The 21,692-nt window shown below is 60.3% G+C and carries 12 protein-coding genes; 6 read left to right on the top strand and 6 right to left on the bottom strand.

Annotation, left to right across the window (positions count from 1 at the left end; translation table 11 throughout):
* Positions 1 to 115 precede the first annotated feature (115 nt).
* The 3 genes from PspCFBP13508_RS16835 to putP form a co-directional block, all read right to left on the bottom strand.
* Complete coding sequence (locus PspCFBP13508_RS16835; RefSeq protein WP_137215209.1) at positions 116 to 829, bottom strand: DUF4123 domain-containing protein; 714 nt, start codon at positions 827 to 829, stop codon at positions 116 to 118.
* Positions 819 to 2,834 (bottom strand): type VI secretion system tip protein TssI/VgrG, encoded by a 2,016-nt coding sequence (gene tssI / locus PspCFBP13508_RS16830; protein WP_137215162.1) that lies wholly within the window; start codon positions 2,832 to 2,834, stop codon positions 819 to 821. Before tssI ends, PspCFBP13508_RS16835 begins: the two co-directional genes overlap by 11 nt.
* Positions 2,835 to 3,185: 351 nt before the next feature.
* Positions 3,186 to 4,670: a sodium/proline symporter PutP gene (gene putP / locus PspCFBP13508_RS16820; protein ID WP_130912154.1), complete on the bottom strand. Its 1,485-nt coding sequence runs from the start codon at positions 4,668 to 4,670 to the stop codon at positions 3,186 to 3,188.
* Positions 4,671 to 5,128: 458 nt separating this feature from the next.
* On the opposite strand from putP, the gene putA reads away from it, so the two are divergent.
* Both putA and PspCFBP13508_RS16810 read left to right on the top strand, forming a co-directional pair.
* Complete coding sequence (putA, locus tag PspCFBP13508_RS16815; protein ID WP_137215161.1) at positions 5,129 to 9,082, top strand: trifunctional transcriptional regulator/proline dehydrogenase/L-glutamate gamma-semialdehyde dehydrogenase; 3,954 nt, start codon at positions 5,129 to 5,131, stop codon at positions 9,080 to 9,082.
* Between the two features lie 187 nt (positions 9,083 to 9,269).
* The gene (locus PspCFBP13508_RS16810; protein WP_137215160.1) at positions 9,270 to 11,072 is read left to right on the top strand and encodes an acyl-CoA dehydrogenase; all 1,803 of its coding nucleotides are present in this window, start codon (positions 9,270 to 9,272) and stop codon (positions 11,070 to 11,072) included.
* 90 nt (positions 11,073 to 11,162) lie between these two features.
* On the opposite strand, the gene PspCFBP13508_RS16805 is transcribed toward PspCFBP13508_RS16810, so the two are convergent.
* Positions 11,163 to 13,100, bottom strand: a complete 1,938-nt coding sequence (locus tag PspCFBP13508_RS16805; RefSeq protein ID WP_137215159.1) for a methyl-accepting chemotaxis protein — start codon at positions 13,098 to 13,100, stop codon at positions 11,163 to 11,165.
* 252 nt (positions 13,101 to 13,352) lie between these two features.
* Here PspCFBP13508_RS16805 and PspCFBP13508_RS16800 point away from each other — a divergent pair, with 252 nt between their 5' ends.
* Entirely contained in the window at positions 13,353 to 13,724 is a 372-nt protein-coding gene (locus PspCFBP13508_RS16800; RefSeq protein WP_137215158.1) for a hypothetical protein, read from the top strand.
* A gap of 57 nt (positions 13,725 to 13,781) precedes the next feature.
* Here the strand turns inward: PspCFBP13508_RS16800 and PspCFBP13508_RS16795 are convergent, their stop codons facing one another.
* Positions 13,782 to 14,084 carry a cell division protein ZapA gene (locus PspCFBP13508_RS16795; RefSeq protein ID WP_056787426.1) on the bottom strand — a complete coding sequence of 101 codons (303 nt, stop codon included), beginning with the start codon at positions 14,082 to 14,084 and terminating at the stop codon, positions 13,782 to 13,784.
* Positions 14,081 to 14,311 carry a hypothetical protein gene (locus PspCFBP13508_RS16790; protein WP_122508526.1) on the bottom strand — a complete coding sequence of 77 codons (231 nt, stop codon included), beginning with the start codon at positions 14,309 to 14,311 and terminating at the stop codon, positions 14,081 to 14,083. The genes PspCFBP13508_RS16795 and PspCFBP13508_RS16790 overlap by 4 nt, the downstream gene beginning before the upstream one ends.
* A 277-nt stretch (positions 14,312 to 14,588) precedes the next feature.
* Here PspCFBP13508_RS16790 and PspCFBP13508_RS16785 point away from each other — a divergent pair, with 277 nt between their 5' ends.
* The 3 genes from PspCFBP13508_RS16785 (at position 14,589) to mscK (ending at position 21,666) form a co-directional block, all read left to right on the top strand.
* Complete coding sequence (locus tag PspCFBP13508_RS16785; RefSeq protein WP_076565279.1) at positions 14,589 to 16,214, top strand: methyl-accepting chemotaxis protein; 1,626 nt, start codon at positions 14,589 to 14,591, stop codon at positions 16,212 to 16,214.
* A gap of 321 nt (positions 16,215 to 16,535) precedes the next feature.
* The gene (locus PspCFBP13508_RS16780) at positions 16,536 to 18,278 is read left to right on the top strand and encodes a potassium/proton antiporter (RefSeq protein WP_122611048.1); all 1,743 of its coding nucleotides are present in this window, start codon (positions 16,536 to 16,538) and stop codon (positions 18,276 to 18,278) included.
* A gap of 34 nt (positions 18,279 to 18,312) precedes the next feature.
* Entirely contained in the window at positions 18,313 to 21,666 is a 3,354-nt protein-coding gene (mscK, locus tag PspCFBP13508_RS16775) for a mechanosensitive channel MscK (RefSeq protein WP_137215157.1), read from the top strand.
* The last annotated feature ends 26 nt before the right edge of the window (positions 21,667 to 21,692 follow it).

Genomic DNA, 21,692 nt, shown 5'->3' with positions numbered 1-21,692 from the left:
CCTGCCACCGCTCTCGCAGTGACAACGAAAAGACTATCCCTGCAACCTACCGCGCACCAGTTCATGAAAACCGCCGCGATTCGAAGGAAACGTCCGAAGCGCTTGCCCCGAAATTTCACTCTGCCTCTGCCAGCAAAAACTCCAGAAGCGCCGATCGTGACGAATCTTCCGACATCGATAATTTGAAAAACTGCCCGACCTTGCAGCGCAAAACAGCCTCGGGAAACACCTCGAACACGGCCGGTTGCTCCTCGCTCAGCCATTGCAAAGCATTGGCGATGCGTACGCTTGCATCAGTCTGCGCCAACACTGATTTCGGCACGTTCCACCACGGAAAGATTCGCCCCGAAACCAGCGCACGGCCCCCGATTTCAATGGCTTGGCCATTGATCAAGGCTCGTGAAACGACCGGCAGCAATTGCGCGGGATTGACCTCGCCAGACTGCAAAACAGGCAGCAGAAAACGACCATCCCAAAAGCGAAAAAACACCGCTTTACCGTCCGGCATCAGCACTTGAGTCAGGCTGCGGAAATGTTCGACCAGCACGTCAAGATCCGCCGAAGACACCGCCAGCCACCCCCAGTCCCGCGAGTCGGTTTCCATCACCCAGCGTAAAAACTCACTGTCTGCAGCGACAATTCCCACATAGGGCATCACCGCGTCCCACTCGGCATAAATGGTCTCGGCCCAGACCGGAATCGCCGTGCCCTGCCAGGCTTTGAAAGCATCGGCATCGCTGGCGCGGCTGAAAATTGCGAACAATTGCTCCGACGCGTGCAGCGGCTGCCGCGCCAGCCAATTTTCGGGGGTCAGTACTTCAGGCTGCACAAACACCGTCCTTGCACCGCTCACACTCTTCGCAGAAAGGCGCATCACCTTTGAGACTCATGATCTGTGCGGCGGTGAGAACCGCCGCCGACGCAGCGATCAGTTTCTCCGGCAATCCCGGCACCACCGGTGCCGCACTCGTTGCCGCCATTGGCGAGCCACCCACAACAATCGGCACGCTGCTGAAAATTCCGCCGGGGCCGATGTTGATCCACTGCCCGCCAGCCTGAATCGTCGCACTCGCCCCGCCGTCGATAACCACCTGCTGACCAGCGCTGATGTGGATCTGCGCCGAGGCGCTGGTGGCCTGGCTGTTCACCCGAACCTGCTGATCGCCAAGCACGGACAAATGGTCATCCTGCCTGACCTCGGTCTGACGCTGGCCGTGGGTGATGCGCTGCTCGTCGGACTTGAGTTCATGCCGGGCAGTGCCGGTGACCACCACGCTGCGCTGGTTGTCGACCTGCAGCTGCTGGTCATTGAGCACGTGCTGGGTCCAGTTGCGCTGGGCACGCAGGTAGATTTCCTCGGCACCTTTTTTGTCCTCGATGCGCAGTTCGTTATAACCACCACCGCCGGGGCTGCTCTGGCTGCGGAAAATGCTGCGGGTCTTGTCCGCTGGCAAGTCCAGCGGGATCGGTGTCGCGGCGTTGGGCAGGCAACCCATGACCAGCGGCTTGTCAGCATCGCCATCAATGAAGCCGACCAAAACTTCCATGCCGACGCGCGGAATCAGCACGCTGCCGTAGTGATCGTGAGCCCAACCGGTCGCGACGCGCAGCCAGCAACTGGAGTGCTCGTTCAATTCGCCATCGCGGTCCCAGGCCAGTTGCACCTTGACCCGGCCATATTCATCGCAATGGATTTCCAGGTCTTTTGGGCCGGTGACCACGGCAGGTTGGTAGCCCGACATGCGCGGTTTTTCCGGGCACAGTGCCGGACGAAAGACCACGTCCCACGGTGTGGCGACGAAAGTATTGCGGTAGCCCTGGAAGGATTCGCCATCGCTGGTCACCGATTCCTCAAGCACTTGTGGCTGGCGGCCGCGATGTTCAACGGCGGTGAGCAACCACAGATCATTCCAGTCGCTGCGCGGATGCTCGGTGAGGTGCAGGAAATGCCCGCAGACCAGTGAGGATTCGTCGCTGCTGCCCTCGGCCTGGCGGTAATCGGCGACGTGCCTTTCAAGCGCGCGGCGCGTCAGGTGTTTGCCGGTTTCGCGATCATTGAATTGGCCAGGGAAGTGATAGTCCTCCAGCACCGGACGCTGCTCGCCGTCACTGCGACTTTCCAGCGACAGCCGTGGTTTTTCGAAGTTGTAGTCGCGCCGGGTGACGACGCTGGTGCGGGTTTCCACGCGCACATTGAAACGTTGAATCGCCGGCGCCCCCGCCGACATGCCGCTGCCCGGCAGATACAGCGTCGGCTCGGGCAGCTTGGGGAACACGGTCTGGTCGTCGCCGAATACCAGCAAATGGCCTTCGGGGCTGTGTTGAAAGTGGTAATGAATGCCGACTTCGGCACACAGGCGCTGGATAAAGGCCAGATCGCTTTCCGCGTATTGCACGCAGTACTCGCGCTCCGGGTATTCGCTGCCCAGGCGAAATTCAAAGGCATCGCGCAGGATCGAATGATCCTTGAGGATCTGCGTGATGATCTGCGGCACGCTCTGATGCTGAAAAATACGCTGGTTGATGCGATGCCCCAGATACGTCAGACGCGGGACAAGGCTGAGGTGATAGCGTGTCAGACGTTTCCCGGAATCGCCCTGCCCGACCTGATAGATCTGACCATGAATACCGCAACCCTGAGCATCGAAACTCAGAAACGCCTGACCATGCAGCAGGCTTTCCAGATCCAGGTCCGGCCGCTCGCTGACCAGTTCCAGCTCGAAGCGAAAGGGTTGGCTGATGGCTTCCCTGCCCGTGAACTCAAGGACTTTGAGGTCATGCCGGGCGCCTTCGAGTGTCAACGTGAAACGCGGTTGATTGGCAGGCGCGAACATCCGATGTCTCTCTGCAGTGTGAGGGCGGGCGATTCTGCATGAGGGGCAAGGGGTGCCGAGCAGGTGACGGGAAATTCAGATTTGCCCTACGTGGTTTGCTGAAACGACCTTGTTAATTCGGCCGTTCGACTACAGACAATTCAATCAAACCTGCCATCCACCCTGTGGGAGCGAGCCTGCTCGCGAAAGCGGCATGTCAGTCGATACATTCATTGAATGATCAATCGCATTCGCGAGCAGGCTCGCTCCCACAATGGATTTCCACAGGATTCGAGAAATCACAGGCACAAAAAAAACGGCCCGCTTCCTCTAGGAAGCGGGCCGTTTTCATGTGAGCCGAAGCTCAGTCCATCACTTGTTCAGATGGAAGTCTTTTTCCGCTGCCTCGAAACGCTCAACCATGCCGCGAGTCGGCTCACCCGCCTTGCTGACAAAGTAGATGGCCAGGCTGGCGAAGATGAAGCCCGGAATGATTTCGTACAGACCCAGCAGTTCGAAATGCTTCCAGACCACCACGGTGATCGCGCCGACCAGAATACCGGCCAGTGCGCCGTTGCGGGTCATGCCTTTCCAGACCACCGAGATCAGCACCACCGGACCGAACGCAGCACCGAAACCGGCCCAGGCGTAGGACACCAGGCCCAGTACGCGGTTTTCCGGGTTGGCAGCCAATGCGATAGCGATCAGGGCTACCAGCAGCACCATGGCACGACCGACCCAGACCAGCTCCAGTTGCGAAGCGGACTTGCGCAGGAAGGCTTTATAGAAGTCTTCGGTCAGGGCGCTCGAGCACACCAGCAACTGGCAGCTCAGGGTGCTCATTACCGCAGCCAGAATGGCCGACAGCAGCACACCGGCAACCCACGGATTGAAGAGGATTTTCGCCAGTTCGATGAACACGCGTTCCGGGTTCTCGGTGACAGGACCGGCTACTTCAGGGTGCGCCGAGAAGTAAGCGATACCGAAGAAGCCCACCGCTACGGTGCCGCCCAGGCACAGGATCATCCAGGCCATGGAAATGCGACGCGCCTTGGCGATCGACTTGACCGAATCCGCCGCCATGAAACGCGCGAGGATGTGTGGCTGACCGAAGTAGCCCAGACCCCAGCCCATCAGCGAGATGATGCCGATGAAGGTGGTGCCTTTGAGCATGTCGAAGTTGCTCGGATCTTGCGCTTCGATGGCCAGGAACGTGGTGTCGACGCCGCCGGTGGCCAGCAGAACGATGATCGGCGTAAGGATCAGCGCGAAGATCATCAGCGTGGCTTGGACGGTGTCGGTCCAGCTCACCGCGAGGAAACCGCCGATGAAGGTGTAGGCAATCGTCGCCGCCGCACCGGCCCACAGCGCCGTTTCGTAGGTCATGCCGAACGTGCTTTCGAACAGACGGGCACCGGCGACGATGCCGGAAGCGCAGTAGATGGTGAAGAACACCAGAATCACGATCGCCGAGATGATCCGCAGCAAGCCGCTTTTATCTTCGAAACGGCTGGAAAAGTAGTCCGGAAGAGTCAGGGCATCGCCGTTGTGCTCGGTCTGCACACGCAGACGGCCGGCGACAAACAGCCAGTTCAGGTAGGCACCGACGATCAGGCCGATGGCGATCCAGCTTTCGGACAGACCGGACATGTAGATGGCGCCCGGCAGGCCCATCAACAACCAGCCGCTCATGTCGGAAGCACCGGCAGACAGCGCGGTTACAACGCTGCCGAGGCTGCGACCGCCGAGAATATAGTCAGAAAGGTTGTTGGTGGAGCGATAGGCCATCAAGCCGATCAGCACCATTGCTGCGATGTAGATCACGAATGTGATCAGGGTTGGATTGCTTACGCTCATTGAGTTACGCCCTGGCTTTGTTTTTATGTAGCGGCGGTGGTGAACCGCTCGCAAACGACGACGTTTGGCAGACGATCCGGGATCCCGCGCATTTAAGACTGATGTTTCCCCAGGAAAGCCATCAGCCGATGCACCGGGTTATTCCCGGTTGCACCTTGGCGGCGAATGCTATGCAACAAAGCAAATAAGGTGCAACCAGTTTCGCGAGAATTAGTTGCACCCATTCGGATTAATCGACGAACACCCCGTTTTTGCTCCCTTTTGTGGCAGTCATGGCTCTTTGCTAGAAGCAAAAGCACCAAGCAGGAGCAGCACTTTCGTTCCAGAATTTAATTCCTGACGAGCTGCGTATTATTCCGGCAAAAAAAGGGTTGCACCCGGTTGCACCTCATTCAACGCACGGCTAATCTTGCGGCCAGCTGATGCCACGCAACTGTGGCAACCATGAGGATAAAAATATGGCTACCACCACCCTTGGGGTCAAACTCGATGACCCGACCCGCGAGCGCCTGAAGGCTGCCGCAACCTCGATTGATCGCACGCCGCACTGGCTGATCAAGCAGGCAATTTTCAATTACCTGGAAAAACTCGAGGGTGGTGCAACCCTGACCGAGTTGAACGGTTTGACCGCCAAAGACGCCGATGACGCAGGCGAAGTGCAGACCGATCACGCTCACCAATGCTTCCTCGAATTCGCCGAAAGCATCCTGCCGCAATCGGTTCTGCGTGCTTCGATCACCGCCGCCTACCGCCGCCCCGAGCCGGAAGTGGTGCCGATGCTGATCGAACAGGCGCGCCTGCCAGCCCCGATGGCCGAAGCCACCAACAAGCTCGCCGCGACCATCGCGGAAAAACTGCGTAACCAGAAAAGTGCCGGCGGTCGTGCCGGTATTGTTCAGGGCCTGCTGCAGGAATTCTCCCTGTCGTCCCAGGAAGGCGTGGCGCTGATGTGCCTGGCCGAAGCGCTGCTGCGCATCCCGGACAAAGGCACCCGCGATGCGCTGATCCGCGACAAGATCAGCACCGGCAACTGGCATCCGCACCTGGGCAACAGCCCTTCGCTGTTCGTCAACGCTGCGACCTGGGGTCTGCTGCTGACTGGCAAACTGGTCTCCACCCACAACGAAGCCGGCCTGACTTCGTCGCTGAGCCGCATCATCGGCAAGAGCGGCGAGCCGATGATCCGCAAGGGCGTCGACATGGCCATGCGCCTGATGGGCGAGCAGTTCGTTACCGGCGAAACCATCGCCGAAGCGCTGGCCAATGCGAGCAAGTTCGAAGCCAAAGGCTTCCGTTACTCCTACGACATGCTCGGTGAAGCGGCACTCACCGAAGTCGACGCGCAGAAATACCTGGCGTCGTACGAACAAGCGATCCACTCGATCGGCAAAGCGTCACACGGCCGTGGGATTTATGAAGGCCCGGGCATTTCCATCAAGCTCTCGGCGCTGCACCCGCGTTACAGCCGTGCGCAGTACGAGCGGGTGATGGACGAGCTGTACCCGCGCCTGCTGTCGCTGACCCTGCTGGCCAAGCAATACGACATCGGCCTGAACATCGACGCCGAAGAAGCCGACCGCCTCGAGTTGTCGCTGGATCTGCTCGAGCGCCTGTGCTTCGAGCCGCAACTGACTGGCTGGAACGGCATCGGTTTCGTTATCCAGGCTTACCAAAAGCGTTGCCCGTACGTGATCGACTACGTGATCGATCTGGCCCGCCGCAGCCGCCATCGCCTGATGATCCGCCTGGTGAAAGGCGCGTACTGGGACAGCGAAATCAAGCGCGCCCAGGTCGAAGGCCTGGAAGGCTATCCGGTCTACACCCGCAAGGTGTACACCGACGTTTCCTACATTGCTTGCGCACGCAAACTGCTGTCGGTACCGGAAGTCATCTACCCGCAATTCGCTACGCACAACGCCCACACCCTGTCGGCGATCTACCACATCGCCGGTCAGAACTATTACCCGGGCCAGTACGAATTCCAATGCCTGCACGGCATGGGCGAACCGCTCTACGAACAAGTTGTAGGCAAGGTTTCCGAGGGCAAGCTGAACCGTCCGTGCCGTGTGTACGCACCGGTCGGCACCCACGAAACCCTGCTGGCGTACCTTGTGCGTCGTCTGCTGGAAAACGGCGCCAACACCTCGTTCGTCAACCGTATCGCCGACCAGTCAATTTCGATTCAGGAACTGGTGGCCGACCCGGTTGCGCAGATCGAGCAGATGGCCACCGTCGAAGGCGGTTTCGGCCTGCCGCACCCGCGCATTCCGCTGCCGCGTGATCTGTACGGTGCCGAGCGCGCCAACTCCAGCGGCATCGACATGGCCAACGAACATCGTCTGGCCTCGCTGTCCTGCGCCCTGCTCGCCACCGCGCACAACGACTGGAAAGCCGCGCCGATGCTCGGTTGCGCGTCCAGCAACGAAACGCCGGTCGCCGTTCTCAACCCCTCCGATCACCGCGATGTGGTCGGTCACGTTCAAGAAGCCACCGTCGAAGACGTCGACAATGCCATTCAATGTGCGCTGAACGCCGCGCCGATCTGGCAGGCCACCCCGCCGGCCGAACGTGCGGCGATTCTGGAGCGTGCCGCTGACCTGATGGAAGGCGAGATCCAGCCGCTGATGGGCCTGCTGGCTCGTGAAGCCGGCAAGACCTTCGCCAACGCCATCGCCGAAGTGCGCGAAGCGGTCGACTTCCTGCGTTATTACGCCGTGCAGGCGCGCAACGACTTCAGCAATGACGCCCACCGCCCACTGGGTCCGGTGGTATGTATCAGCCCGTGGAACTTCCCGCTGGCAATCTTCAGCGGCCAGGTCGCTGCGGCATTGGCCGCCGGTAACCCGGTGCTGGCCAAACCGGCCGAACAAACCCCACTGGTGGCAGCTCAGGCTGTGCGCCTGATGCTCGAAGCCGGCATTCCGGAAGGCGTGCTGCAACTGCTGCCGGGTCGCGGTGAAACCGTCGGCGCCGGTCTGGTCGGTGACGAACGCGTCAAAGGCGTGATGTTCACCGGTTCCACCGAAGTCGCCCGTCTGCTGCAACGCAACATCGCCGGGCGCCTCGACAGCCAGGGCCGTCCGATTCCGCTGATCGCCGAAACCGGTGGCCAGAACGCGATGATCGTCGACTCCTCGGCACTGACTGAACAAGTGGTGATCGACGTAGTGTCGTCGGCCTTCGACAGCGCCGGTCAGCGTTGCTCGGCACTGCGCGTGCTGTGCCTGCAGGAAGATTCCGCCGATCGCGTCATCGAAATGCTCAAAGGTGCCATGGCTGAAAGCCGTCTCGGCAACCCCGAGCGTCTGTCCGTGGACATCGGCCCGGTGATCGACGCCGAAGCCAAGGCCGGCATCGACAAGCACATCCAAGGCATGCGCGACAAAGGTCGCAATGTTTACCAGGTGGCGATTGCCGACAGCGAAGAGGTCAAGCGCGGCACCTTCGTCATGCCGACTCTGATCGAGCTGGAAAGCTTCGACGAACTGCAACGCGAAATCTTCGGCCCGGTACTGCACGTGGTGCGCTACAAGCGCAAGGAGCTGGATCAACTGATCGGCCAGATCAACGCCTCCGGTTATGGCCTGACGCTGGGCGTGCACACGCGCATCGACGAGACCATCGCCAAGGTGATCGACAACGTCAACGCCGGTAACGTCTACGTCAACCGCAACATCGTTGGTGCCGTGGTCGGCGTGCAGCCGTTCGGCGGCGAAGGCCTGTCGGGTACTGGCCCGAAAGCCGGTGGCCCGCTGTATCTGTACCGTTTGCTGTCGACGCGTCCTAGCGACGCAATCGAGCAATCCTTCGCTCGCGGTGACGCCATCAGCGCCCCGGACGTGCGTTTGCGCGATGCCATGAGCCAATCGTTGAACGCCCTGAAAGCCTGGGCCGACAACAACAAGTTCGCTGACCTGAGCACCCTGTGCGTTCAGTACGCTGCGCAATCGCAGAGCGGTATCACCCGCGTGCTGGCGGGCCCGACCGGCGAGAAAAACAGCTACGCGATCCTGCCGCGCGAACACGTGCTGTGCCTGGCGGAAGTTGAAGGTGATCTGCTGACGCAACTGGCGGCGGTGCTGGCGGTGGGCGGTTCGGCAGTGTGGCCGGAAACCGAGCTGAGCAAGGCCTTGTTCGCCCGTCTGCCTAAAGAAGTGCAGGCGCGGATCAAGCGCGTTGCCGACTGGAACAAGGACGAAGTGGTGTTCGATGCCGTACTGCATCACGGCCACTCCGACCAGTTGCGCGGCGTCTGCCAGCAGATCGCCCAGCGTGGCGGCGCGATCGTTGGCGTTCAGGGCCTGTCTCAGGGCGAGACCAACATTGCCCTGGAGCGTCTGGTGATCGAACGGGCATTGAGCGTCAACACGGCTGCTGCTGGAGGCAATGCCAGTCTGATGACGATAGGTTAAGCAGCAGCGGCAAGTTGTAAGCTGCAAGCTGCAAGCTGCAAGCTGCAAGCTGCAAGTAGAAGCAAACTGCTCTTACTTGCAGCTTGAAGCTTGTGGCTTGTGCCGCCCCATCACCCTTATCTATCTTCCTTCCCCATTTTTATGGGCCTACCTAGACTGCGGCATACTTTCTTTAAGGTAGGCCGCCATGTCCGAGACGCTGCTCAGTTCCCGCAATCTGGCTTTCGAGCTGTACGAAGTCCTCGATGCCGAGGGCCTGACCCGGCGCGAGCGCTTTGCCGAGCACAATCGCGAGACCTTCGACGCCGCCATCGGCACCGCGCGCAACATCGCCGAAAAGTATTTCGCCCCGCACAACCGCAAGGGCGATGAAAACGAGCCGCGCTATGAAGATGGCCAGGCCATTCTGATTCCCGAAGTGAAACCAGCGGTGGATGCCTTTCTCGAGGCCGGCTTCCTCAACGCCGCACGCAGCTTCGAGGCCGGCGGCATGCAATTGCCGACCCTGCTGTCGCAAGCCTGCTTCGCGCACTTTCAGTCCGCCAACGCAGCGTCGACCTCGTACCCGTTCCTGACCATGGGCGCGGCCAACCTGATCGAGAGCTTCGGCAGCGAGGAGCAGAAACAACGCTTCCTGCAACCGATGATCGACGGACGTTTCTTCGGCACCATGGCCCTGACCGAGCCCCATGCCGGTTCGTCGCTGTCGGATATCCGCACCCGCGCCGAGCCTGCGTCCGATGGCACCTATCGCCTGAAGGGCAACAAGATTTTCATTTCCGGTGGCGATCACCCGCTGTCGGAAAACATCGTGCACATGGTTCTGGCCAAGCTGCCGGACGCCCCACCGGGGGTGAAAGGTATTTCGCTGTTCATCGTGCCGAAGTTTCTGGTCAACGACGACGGCAGCCTCGGCCAGCGCAACGACGTGCTGCTCGCCGGTTTGTTCCACAAGATGGGCTGGCGCGGCACCACATCGACGGCGCTGAACTTCGGCGATAACGGCGAGTGCGTCGGCTATCTGGTAGGCAAGCCACACTATGGCTTGAGCTACATGTTCCAGATGATGAACGAAGCGCGGATCGGCGTCGGCATGGGCGCGGTGATGCTCGGCTATGCCGGTTACCTGTATTCGCTGGAATATGCGCGTGAGCGTCCGCAGGGCCGGGTGCCGGACAGCAAGGATCCGACCACGGCGCCGGTGGCGATCATTCAGCACGCGGACGTCAGACGCATGTTGCTGACGCAGAAATCCTACGTCGAAGGTGCATTTGACCTCGGCCTGTATGCGGCGCGTTTGTTCGATGACACCACCACGCTGGAAACCGAAGCCGAACGCAAACAGGCTCATGAGCTGTTGGACCTGCTGACGCCGATCGTCAAATCCTGGCCATCGGAGTTCTGCCTCAAAGCCAACGAACTGGCGATCCAGATTCTTGGCGGCCACGGCTACACTCGTGAATACCCGGTGGAGCAGTACTACCGTGACAACCGCTTGAATCCGATCCACGAAGGCACCCACGGCATCCAGTCGCTGGATCTGCTCGGGCGCAAGCTGGCGCAGAACGGTGGCGCCGGGTTGAAGCAATTGATCCGCTTGATCGCCAACACTGCCGAACGCGCCACTGCGTACGACTCGCTGACCGCACTGCGCGAACCGCTGGAGAAACTCGTTGCCCGCTTGCAAACCGTGACCATCGGCCTGCTGACCGATCTGGCCCAAGGCAAGGTCAACAGCAGCCTGGCGAACTCGGCGCTGTACCTGAAGGTGTTCGGTCACGCGGTGATCGGCTGGCGCTGGCTGGAGCAGGCGATCCGCGCCGAGGAAGGCCTGGCCAAAGGGAACGCGGCGGATGTCGACTTCTATAAGGGCAAGTTGCAGGCGGCGCGGTATTTCCTGACATGGGAAGTACCGGGGTGCCAGCATGAGCTGGACTTGCTGGAGGCGCGGGATGATACGTGTCTGGGGATGCGGGACGCGTGGTTCTAAAAGCAAAAGATCGCAGCCTTCGGCAGCTCCTACAGGAAACGCATTCCAATGTAGGAGCTGCGAAGGCTGCGATCTTTTGATCTTGATCCTTTAGCTCAACTTGAACCCACCCATCTGCCGCGCCAGATCATCCGCCAGTTTCTGCAACATCTGGCAGTCTTCGCGACAAGCCCTGACCTCCCCCGCCGTCGCCCGTGCCAGATCGGAAATCCCCTGCACGTTGCGGTTGATCTCTTCAGTCACCGCGGACTGCTCTTCGGTTGCCGTCGCCACCTGATGGTTCATATCGCTGATGCGCTCGACCTGACCGGTGATCGCCGTCAGCGACGCACCGGTGCGCTGGCTCGATTCAACCCCGGTGCCGGTCGCGGCCTGACCGGTGCGCATCGATGACACGGCGTTCTCCGCACCTTGCTTGAGGCTGCCTATCATCAGTTGAATTTCGTCGGTCGAGGCCTGGGTTCGGCGCGCGAGGGTGCGCACTTCATCGGCGACCACCGCGAAACCACGGCCCATGTCACCCGCACGGGCGGCTTCGATGGCCGCGTTGAGTGCCAGCAGATTGGTCTGTTCGGAAACGCCACGAATCACCGCCAGTACCGAATCGATCGACGCCACTTGCTGCGCCAGCTCACCCACTGCGCCCGCCGCCACGCCGATTTCATCGGACATGCTTTCGATATGACGGATCGAGCCACCGACCACTTCCCGCGCCTGTAGCGCTTCATCACGGGCAGTTTGCGAGGCGAGCGCGGCGTTGCCGGCGTTTTGCGCGATCTCCTGCACAGTCAGGCCCATTTCGTGGACGGCAGTGGCTACCATGTCGGTCATTTCCTGCTGCCGGCCGGAACGCTCGGCGGTGTTGTCCACCACCGTCGCCACTTGCCCTACGGCCGTGCGCAAGCGCTCGCTGGTGGTCAGCACTTCACCGATCATTGCGCGCTGGCTGTCGAGGAAACGGTTGAAGCCGCGCGCGAGGTCGCCCAGCTCATCGGCACGGCTGGAATCTAACCGGTGAGTCAAATCTCCACCACCGCTACCGATGGCCACCAGCGCCCGTGTTACTTGTCGAATCGGTCGCACCAGCCCCTGGGCCAGCCACACCACCAACGCCAGGCAGACCAGCGCCACCAGCAGACCGATGCCGCCACTCATCCACATCGCTTTGCGTGCTTCGGCGTAGATCTGCGACTGCGGCACTTCGGCCACCAGCGTCCAGCCGAGATCGCGCAACGGCAGGCTGAAGGCGAGGAAGTCTTCACCGTCGCGCTGGAAGCTGCTGTTGACCGCATCCTTGTGCCCCATCAGCGCTTGTGCCGCATTGGCACCAATCTGCTCGGTCAAGGTGCGTTTGCCGCTGAACTGCGCCTCAGGATGGACCTGAATCAGACCGTCGGAACGCACGAGATAGACCTTGCCGCGCTCGCCGAAACTGAAGTTGTGGATCAGCTCCGACAGCTCTTTCATGCTCAGCCCAAGCCCGGCGACACCGACGACTTTGCCGGCCTGCTCGACCTTCAGATCGATGAACAAGGCCAGTTCGCCGGTGGCGCCGTCGTTGTCGATATTGAGGGTGCGCGGCTGATTGCTGTCGAGAAAGGAATAGAACCAGGCATCGGCCGGTTTGGCACGACTGAGGGTTCGATCCAGACCTTTTTCGGTGATGTAGTGATTGGATTCGGTGCCGATGATCAGCGCGGTGAACGCTCTGTGTTCGGCGCGGATGCCTTCCAGATATTGCGCGAAGAGCGCGGTTTTGCTGCTGTCTTCGCCTGTCGCCAGCCAGTCGCGCACCATGGTGTTGCTGGCGATGTCTTTGGCGGCGGTGAGTGGTTGTACGAGGATCCGCTCGATGTCGTTGCGCGTCGCTTCGATGCTCGACGGCAGCGCTTGCTCGACCAGATAGCTCTGGGCGAGGCGGTTGACCACCAGGGTATAAATGCCAACCACGATCACAATGCTGATCAGCAGGGCCGCGCCCATGCCGAGAATCAACTGCCATTGAATACTGCGTCGCCACCACTGCATGGATCACCCCCGAAGAATAAGAGCCTGAACCACTGCAACAGCCGTGCCGATTGTATACAAAGAGCATCAGAATAAAACACAACCTTCGGTACAGCCGTATCCTTACTAGCAAGAAGCAGGCCGTTATATCTAGGGATTCACTGTCAAGTCTGACAGGTTACAACTTGCATCGGGTGGCTTAGATTCACGGTTTCACGTCTGTGACAAGCATCCGCGTCGCAGATCCAAGCCGTCCATAGCAGGAGAAAGAACATGACTGACACCGGTCGACGAGAGAATTTTATTCAGGCAATGGCTGACAACGATACGTTTGTTAAATCGGCGCTCATTGGCGACTTTGTCGGGAGCTCGACTTCTCAATCGATGATTATTCGCAGGCACTTCACCGAGGTCATGGTTTTCCCGGTAATCCATTACAAAATTACGATCACCACCCTCGCAGGCACGACGTACAGCACAGCTCAGCCAATTCCGTCGGCAGAATATATCCACCTGCTTTCCAAGGGTGATGAAGTGACGATCGAAAATACCACCTATAGAGTTTCCCACTCAGAGTTCATCAAGCAATCCGATGGAGAATGGACAACAAAAGTCTACTGGCAGCCAATACTCCAAGCCTCATAGCAACAAGACCTCAGCATGTTCAGCGCCTCAATGTACCGAGGCGCTGCGAAAAGCGAGTCAACCCTGACTGATCGTCTTGGCAATGGTGTCGACCGTGGCGCTGACTTGCTCTTGATAACGGTCGAGCTCTTCCTGGTGCTGCTTCTTCATTTCGATCTGCTGCGAACACAGATTCATCGCCGCCAGGACCAGCAAACGGTCGCCGATCAGCGTCGGGTATTTGCGCTTGGTGTCTTCCAGCGCTGCCTTGAGCATCATCGCCGCGTCCAGCAGGGTCTGTTCTTCCCCGGCCGGTGCCTTGATCGAATAGTCCTCGCCAAGAATGGAGATGACTTTTACCCCTGCTGTGCCGTGGTTCATGCGCTGACAGGACCGGCATTGACGCGATCAACCAGTGCCTGGATGCGCGCGGCGGTGGCGCCGTGTTTTTCTTCCTGCTCCATCAGGTTCAGTTGCAGGCTTTCGTTTTCATCCTTGGCCTGGGCCAGTTCCGTGGACAGAGTCTGGTTGGTCTGCAGCAGAGTCTGGTTCTGTTGCACGAGGTCGCTGACGAGCTGTTCCAATTGGCTGAGGGATGCTTCCAACATTTTGATCTTCCAAGCGTTTTTCAAAGGGCGCGTACGATAAAGAAAAGTCACCACGGATGCCAGGCTTAAACCGGCGCAAGGCCTTGATTTTCCTGGGTGGCGAAGCTTCTCGCGAGTTTAAAAGACTGTGATTGGTCGATCTGGTTCCTGCACTTCGTCGCTCAAGCGTGTCTGCGACAAATACGCACACCACCTCAAGACTTTAGTCGTATGACCGATAAGTCACCCATACAGCAGTCTCAGCCCGCATGGATGCGGCCCTTTTCGGTATCCGCCCATGTCCCTTCGCAATATGAATATCGCCCCACGGGCGTTCACCGGCTTCGCCCTGATCGGCGGCCTGATGTTGATCCTCGGCGTGTTTGCGCTGAACCAGATGAGCAAGATCCGCGCGGCCGGCGAAGACATCGCTACCGCCAGCGTGCCGTCGATCAAGGCTCTGGACGAATTCACCCAACTGACCCTGCGCCTGCGCGTGCTCTCTTACCGCCTGCTGATCAACCGCGAACCCGACGTGCAGCAGAAAACCATCGAACTGTTCGACATGCGCAACCGCCAGATCGCGGATGCGCAACGCGCGTATGAGCCACTGATCGAAGGCCCGCAGGAACGTGCGGCGTACGATCAATACGTGCAATTGCTGGCGCAGTACCGTCAGCTTGAAGAGCGCATGAAAACCCTGTCGCGCAACAATCAGATCGACGAACTGCGGCAAATGCTCAACAGCGATTTGCTGAGCAACTCAGAGGCCGTCAACACCGCACTTGCGCGTCTGCTGGAGATCAATACCCAGCAAATTGCCGAGACTGATCAGGGCGCGAAGGATCAGTATTCGCTGTCGTTCAATCTGGTGGTGACCTTGCTGGTGATCGCCAGCGGCCTGACCCTGCTGTTCGCCTGGCTGCTGACCGTGAGCATTACCAAGCCGATTTCCAAGGCACTCGAGGCGGCGGAAACCATCGCCGAAGGCAACCTCACCCAGCCGATCCATGTCGATGGCGAAGATGAAGCCGGGCGCCTGCTGGCGGCGATGGCGAAGATGCAATCGAAGCTGCGCGACACCCTGCAGCGCATCTCCGGTTCGGCCACGCAACTGGCGTCTGCCGCGGAAGAGCTGAACAGCGTGACCGACGAAAGCGCTCGCGGCCTGACCCAGCAGAACAACGAAATCGAGCAGGCCGCCACTGCGGTCAATGAGATGACCAGCGCCGTCGAGGAAGTCGCGCGCAACGCGGTCAGCACCTCGGAAGCCTCGAAAAACGCCACCACTTCGGCGGGCGACGGCCGGGATCTGGTGCAGGAAACCGTCAGCGCCATCGAACGCATGAGCGCCGATGTGCAGAGCACCGCTTCGCTGATCGGCGACCTGGCCAATGAGTCCCGCGACATCGGCAAAGTGCTCGACGTAATCCGTGGCCTGGCCGACCAGACCAACCTGCTGGCCTTGAACGCAGCGATCGAAGCGGCCCGTGCCGGTGAGGCTGGTCGTGGTTTCGCCGTAGTGGCGGACGAAGTGCGTGCTCTGGCCCATCGCACCCAGCAGTCGACCAGCGAAATCGAACGCATGATCGGCAGCATCCAGAGCGGCACCGAACACGCCGTGGATTCGATGCGCAACAGCACCGAGCGCGCCGAATCGACCTTGAATATTGCCCGTGGCGCCGGGATGTCGCTGGACACCATCAACAGTGCCATCGTCGAAATCAACGAGCGCAACCTGGTCATCGCCAGCGCTGCCGAAGAGCAGGCGCAGGTGGCGCGGGAAGTCGATCGCAATCTGGTCAACATCCGCGATCTGTCGGTCCAGTCGGCGACCGGCGCCAATCAGACCAGCGCGGCGAGCAATGAGCTGTCGCGGTTGGCGCTGGATCTGAACAATATGGTTGGGCGGTTCAGCCTGTAACTTTTCAGATCAAGATCAAAAGCCCCTCACCCCAGCCCTCTCCCAGAGGGAGAGGGGGAAAGGGAGCAGATCTCTGTGCTGTTCAAACCTGAGTTCGACTCAGGAGCTTCAGGTCGATGTATCTCGCATGATCAACGCGGTCAGTCCCCTCTCCCTCTGGGAGAGGGCTAGGGTGAGGGCCGCAATCGTCCGCCTGCCGCAAATCCTGATGCCCTCCTGAAATCCTTTTTGACAGCATCACATTTCAACAGGTTAGAATCGCTGGCACGCAGACTGCATGGTCAGTTTGTGCCTCGTCTTTACGCTTCTGGAGTACTGCCTTTGAATGCGACGACCATCAACAGCCTGTTCTTGATCGGCGCGTTGCTGGTAGGCGCAAGCATTCTTGTCAGTTCTCTTTCTTCACGTCTCGGCATTCCGATTCTGGTCATCATTCTCGCGGTCGGCATGGCGGCCGGGGTCGATGGTGGCGGGATCATTTTCGATAACTACCCGACGGCCTATCTGGTCGGCAACCTCGCCCTGGCAGTGATCCTGCTCGACGGCGGCTTGCGTACGCGGGTGTCGAGTTTCCGCGTGGCGTTATGGCCGGCGCTGTCGCTGGCCACGGTCGGGGTGTTGATCACCACCGGGCTGACCGGCATGGCCGCTGCGTGGCTGTTCGATCTCAATCTGATTCAGGGCCTGCTGATCGGCGCCATCGTCGGTTCGACCGACGCCGCTGCGGTGTTCTCGCTGCTCGGCGGTAAAGGCCTTAACGAACGGGTCAGCGCCAGTCTGGAAATCGAATCCGGCAGCAACGACCCGATGGCGGTGTTCCTCACCGTGACCCTGATCGACATGCTCGCCAGCGGCCAGACCGGCCTGCACTGGAGCCTGCTGACCCACCTGATCCGCGAGTTCGGCATCGGTGGCGTGATCGGTCTGGGCGGCGGCTGGGTGATGCTGCAACTGGTCAACCGCATCAATCTCGCCGCCGGGCTCTATCCGATTCTGATTATCGCCGGCGGTCTGGTGGTGTTCGCGCTGACCAACGCCTTGCATGGCAGCGGATTCCTCGCCGTGTACCTGTGCGGCCTGGTGATCGGCAACCGCCCAGTGCGCAGCCGCCACGGCATTCTGCACATGCTCGACGGCATGGCCTGGCTGGCGCAGATCGGCATGTTCCTGGTGCTGGGCCTGCTGGTCACGCCCCACGATCTGCTGCCGATCGCCCTGCCCGCCCTCGGTCTGGCGCTGTGGATGATTCTGTTCGCGCGGCCGCTGTCGGTGATGGTCGGCCTGCTGCCGTTCAAGGCCTTCCATGGTCGTGAAAAAGCCTTTATTTCCTGGGTCGGCCTGCGCGGCGCGGTGCCGATCATTCTCGCGGTGTTCCCGCTGATGGCCGGCCTGCCGCAAGCGCAGCTGTATTTCAATCTGGCGTTCTTCATCGTACTGGTGTCGCTGCTGGTGCAGGGCACGAGCCTGCCGTGGGTGGCCAAATTACTCAAGGTGACCGTTCCGCCAGAACCCGCACCGATATCCCGGGCGGCACTGGAAGTGCACGTCACCAGCGAGTGGGAACTGTTCGTTTACAAGCTCGGCGCGGAGAAATGGTGCATCGGTTCGCCCCTGCGTGAGCTGAAAATGCCCGAAGGCACACGCATCGCGGCGCTGTTTCGTGGCCAGCAATTGCTCCATCCGTCGGGTAGTACGGTGCTGGAAGTCGATGATTTGCTGTGTGTTATCGGTCATGAACACAACTTGCCCGCCCTCGGCAAACTGTTCAGCCAGGCGCCGCAACGCGGCCTCGATCTGCGTTTCTTCGGCGACTTCGTGCTCGAAGGAGACGCCCAGCTTAAAGCGGTTGCAGCGCTGTATGGCTTGCCGGCCGAAGGCATCGATCCGGACATGACCCTGGGTGCGTTCATTGCGCAAAAAGTCGGGGGTGCTCCCATCGTCGGCGACCAGGTGGAGTGGAACAACACCCACTGGACGGTCGCGGTCATGGACGGGAACAAGATCGGCAAAGTGGGCGTCAGATTCCCCGAAGGAAGTCGCCCGGGCCCCGGACTCTTCCTCTAAACTGCCTCCACTCTCACTTGCTTGACCGGTCTCTATGCCTACCCTGCGCTCCTTTTTCGCCGCGGCCCTGCTGGGCCTCAGTCTTGTCGTCGGCCCGCTGCATGCTGCCGAACCACCGTCCAGCGATGCCGTGCAGGCCAGCCTCGACAAGCTGGCCGACAGCAAACTGCCGGACGCCGACAAGAAGACCCTGCAGACCGTGCTGCAGAACACCCTCAATCAGCTGAACAACCAGCGTGATTACGAGCAGAAACTGATCGATCTCAAGCGTCAGCTGGCCAACGCGCCGAAGCAGACGATTGAAAATACCCGCGAACTCAGCCGCCTCAAGGCCACCGCACCGGTGCCGGTCGCGCAGCGTTTTCCGAAAGAGTCGATCCAGCAACTGGAGCAGATCCTTACCGATCGCTCGACCCAGCAGAGCGATCTGCAAAAAGCCCTGGCCGAAGCCAACAGCCTGATCATCACCGCGCAGACTCGCCCCGAGCGTGCGCAGGCGGAGATCTCTGCCAGCCAGACGCGCATCCAGCAGATCAACACCATCCTCAAATCCGGCAAGGACACCGGCAAAACGGTCACCGCCGAACAGCGCGACCAGTTGAACGCCGAACTCGCCGCACTCAATGCACTGATTCCACTGCGCCGCCAGGAACTGGCCGGCAACACCCAGTTGCAGGATCTGGGCAATGCTCAGCATGACTTGCTCTCGGAAAAATCCGATCGTCTCGACCGCGAGATCCAGGAACTGCAAACCCTGATCAACCAGAAACGTCTGGCGCAGTCGCAGGAAACCGTTACCCAGCAATCGATCGAAGCGCAGAAGGCCGGCGGCAGCAGCCTGCTGGCGAGCGAGAGCGCGACCAATCTCAAGCTTTCCGACTATTTGCTCAAGAGCACCGACCGTCTCAACGAAGTCACGCAGCAGAACCTGCAGACCAAACAGCAACTCGACACCCTGACCCAGAGCGATTCGGCACTGGACGAGCAAATCAATGTGCTCAAGGGCAGCCTGCTGCTGTCGAAAATCCTCTACAAACAGAAGCAGGCGCTGCCGCACTTGAAGGTCGACCGCGACCTCGCCGACCAGATTGCCGATATTCGCTTGTATCAGTTCGATGTCAGCCAGCAGCGGGAGCTGCTGAGCAATCCGGCGACCTACGTCGACAATTTGCTGGCCACGCAGCCGCCGGAGCAGGTCACCCCGCAATTGCGCAAGAGCCTGCTCGATCTGGCCAACACCCGCGCTGATCTGCTCGAGCGGCTGAACCGCGAGTTGAGCGCGATGCTCAATGAATCGATCACCCTGCAGCTCAACCAGAAACAATTGCTGAGCACCGCGCAAAGCCTGCGCGCGACCCTCGACGAACAGATGTTCTGGATCCCCAGCAACAAACCGCTGGATGTGGAATGGATGCGCGGTGTGCCCGAGCGTCTCGAGCGACAGGTCAATACCTTGCCATGGGCGTCGAGCCTGAGCGAACTGGCTGACGGCCTGACCCAGCGGCCATTGCTGTTCTTGCCTCTGGCGCTGCTGATCGGCGCCCTGTTGTGGCGCCGCAAGGCCCTGTACGGACGCCTCAACAAAGTTCACCAGGACATCGGCCACTTCAAGCGCGACAGCCAGTGGCACACGCCGCAGGCGATTCTGATCAACATCCTGTTGGCGATGCCGGTGGCGCTGGGTCTGGCGCTGTGCGGCCTGGCCCTGCAGATCGACGCGCGCGGGCAGAACGCCAACATGGGCGCGGCGCTGTTGCAGATGGGCCAGGCCTGGCTGGTGTTCTACACCGCGTACCGGATTCTTGCGCCGGGTGGCGTGGCGGAATTGCACTTCCGCTGGGAGAAGCCGCAGGTCGAGTTCCTTCAGGGCTGGGTGCGTCGATTGGGCCTTGTGGTCATGGCGCTGGTGGCCGTGGTGGCCGTCGCCGAGTTGCAACCGGCGGCGCTGGCCGATGACGTGCTCGGCATGCCGGTGGTGCTGACCTGTTACGCCTTGATGGCGTGGCTGCTCAGTCGCCTGCTGATCAGCAGCCCGACGCACCAGAACGCTTCGCTGTTCCGCAAAGCCGTCGGTGTGATGTTCACCCTGCTGCCGATCGCCCTGTTTGTCGCGGTGTGCTTCGGCTACTACTACACCGCGCTGAAACTCAGCGACCGCTTGATCAATACCCTGTACCTGCTGATGTTCTGGCTGGTGATCGAGGCCACCTTCGTGCGTGGTCTGAGCGTTGCCGCGCGGCGTCTGGCTTACCAGCGCGCGCTGGCCAAACGGCAGGCGGCAAAAGAGGCCGGCGACGGCGAAGCGGTGATCGAAGAGCCGACGCTGGATATCGAAAAGGTCAACGAACAGTCCCTGCGCCTGATCCGTCTGGCCCTGCTCGGCGGTTTCATCGCGGCGCTGTACTGGGTCTGGTCGGACCTGATTTCGGTGTTCTCGTATCTGGACAACATCACCCTCTACGAATACACCAGCGGCACTGGCGCCAACATGAGCATGGTGCCGATCAGCATCGGCGACATGCTCGGCGCGCTGATCATCATCGGTATCACCTTCGCGCTGGCGCGCAATTTGCCCGGCCTGCTCGAAGTGTTCGTGCTGTCCAAGCTCAACCTGGCCCAGGGTAGCGCTTATGCGACAACGACGCTGCTGTCCTACGTGATTGCCGGCGTAGGTTTCGTCACCACCCTGTCGACCCTCGGCGTCAGCTGGGACAAGTTACAGTGGCTGGTGGCGGCGCTGTCGGTGGGCCTCGGTTTCGGTATGCAGGAGATCTTCGCCAACTTCATCTCCGGCATCATGATCCTCTTCGAACGCCCGGTGCGGATCGGTGACACCATCACCATCGGCAACCTCTCGGGCACGGTGAGCAAGATCCGCATCCGCGCCACGACCATCACGGATTTTGACCGCAAGGACATCATTGTCCCGAACAAAACGTTCATCACCGGGCAACTGATCAACTGGTCGCTGACCGACACCATCACCCGCGTCACGTTGAAACTGGGCGTCGATTACGGCTCGGATCTGGATCTGGTCAAGGAACTGCTGCTCAAAGCGGCTCGGGAAAACCCGCGCGTGCTCAAGGAACCGGAGCCGCACGTGTACTTCCTCAACTTCGGCGAAAGCACCCTCGACCACGAACTGCGCATGCATGTGCGCGACCTCGGTGACCGCAACCCGGTGCTGGATGAGGTCAACCGCTTCATCAACCGCGAGTTCAAGAAGCAGCACATCAACATCTCGTTCCGGCAGATGGAGGTCTATCTGAAGAACCTGCATGGCCAAGAATACAAAATGGTGCCTGTGGAACCGGAGAACAAAACCATCGTGCCGATCGTCGACGGGCAGAAACCGTTGCCGGAACCGCCAACGAGCAAACTCGACTAACCGACATGGTCCCAGCAGAATGCTCG

Source organism: Pseudomonas sp. CFBP13508, assembly GCF_005233515.1.
Lineage (GTDB): Bacteria > Pseudomonadota > Gammaproteobacteria > Pseudomonadales > Pseudomonadaceae > Aquipseudomonas > Aquipseudomonas mercuritolerans.
Note: the sequence above shows the minus strand (reverse complement) of the source record. Positions and strands in the feature narration are given on the sequence as shown.

Bases quoted from the DNA above. Each gene is read 5' to 3' on its own strand.
- tssI (WP_137215162.1), bottom strand. From the start codon at position 2,834: ATGTTCGCGCCTGCCAATCAACCGCGTTTCACGTTGACACTCGAAGGC.
- putP (WP_130912154.1), bottom strand. From the start codon at position 4,670: ATGAGCGTAAGCAATCCAACCCTGATCACATTCGTGATCTACATCGCA.
- putA (WP_137215161.1), top strand. From the start codon at position 5,129: ATGGCTACCACCACCCTTGGGGTCAAACTCGATGACCCGACCCGCGAG.
- PspCFBP13508_RS16810 (WP_137215160.1), top strand. From the start codon at position 9,270: ATGTCCGAGACGCTGCTCAGTTCCCGCAATCTGGCTTTCGAGCTGTAC.
- PspCFBP13508_RS16805 (WP_137215159.1), bottom strand. From the start codon at position 13,100: ATGCAGTGGTGGCGACGCAGTATTCAATGGCAGTTGATTCTCGGCATG.
- PspCFBP13508_RS16800 (WP_137215158.1), top strand. From the start codon at position 13,353: ATGACTGACACCGGTCGACGAGAGAATTTTATTCAGGCAATGGCTGAC.
- PspCFBP13508_RS16795 (WP_056787426.1), bottom strand. From the start codon at position 14,084: ATGAACCACGGCACAGCAGGGGTAAAAGTCATCTCCATTCTTGGCGAG.
- PspCFBP13508_RS16790 (WP_122508526.1), bottom strand. From the start codon at position 14,311: ATGTTGGAAGCATCCCTCAGCCAATTGGAACAGCTCGTCAGCGACCTC.
- PspCFBP13508_RS16785 (WP_076565279.1), top strand. From the start codon at position 14,589: ATGTCCCTTCGCAATATGAATATCGCCCCACGGGCGTTCACCGGCTTC.
- mscK (WP_137215157.1), top strand. From the start codon at position 18,313: ATGCCTACCCTGCGCTCCTTTTTCGCCGCGGCCCTGCTGGGCCTCAGT.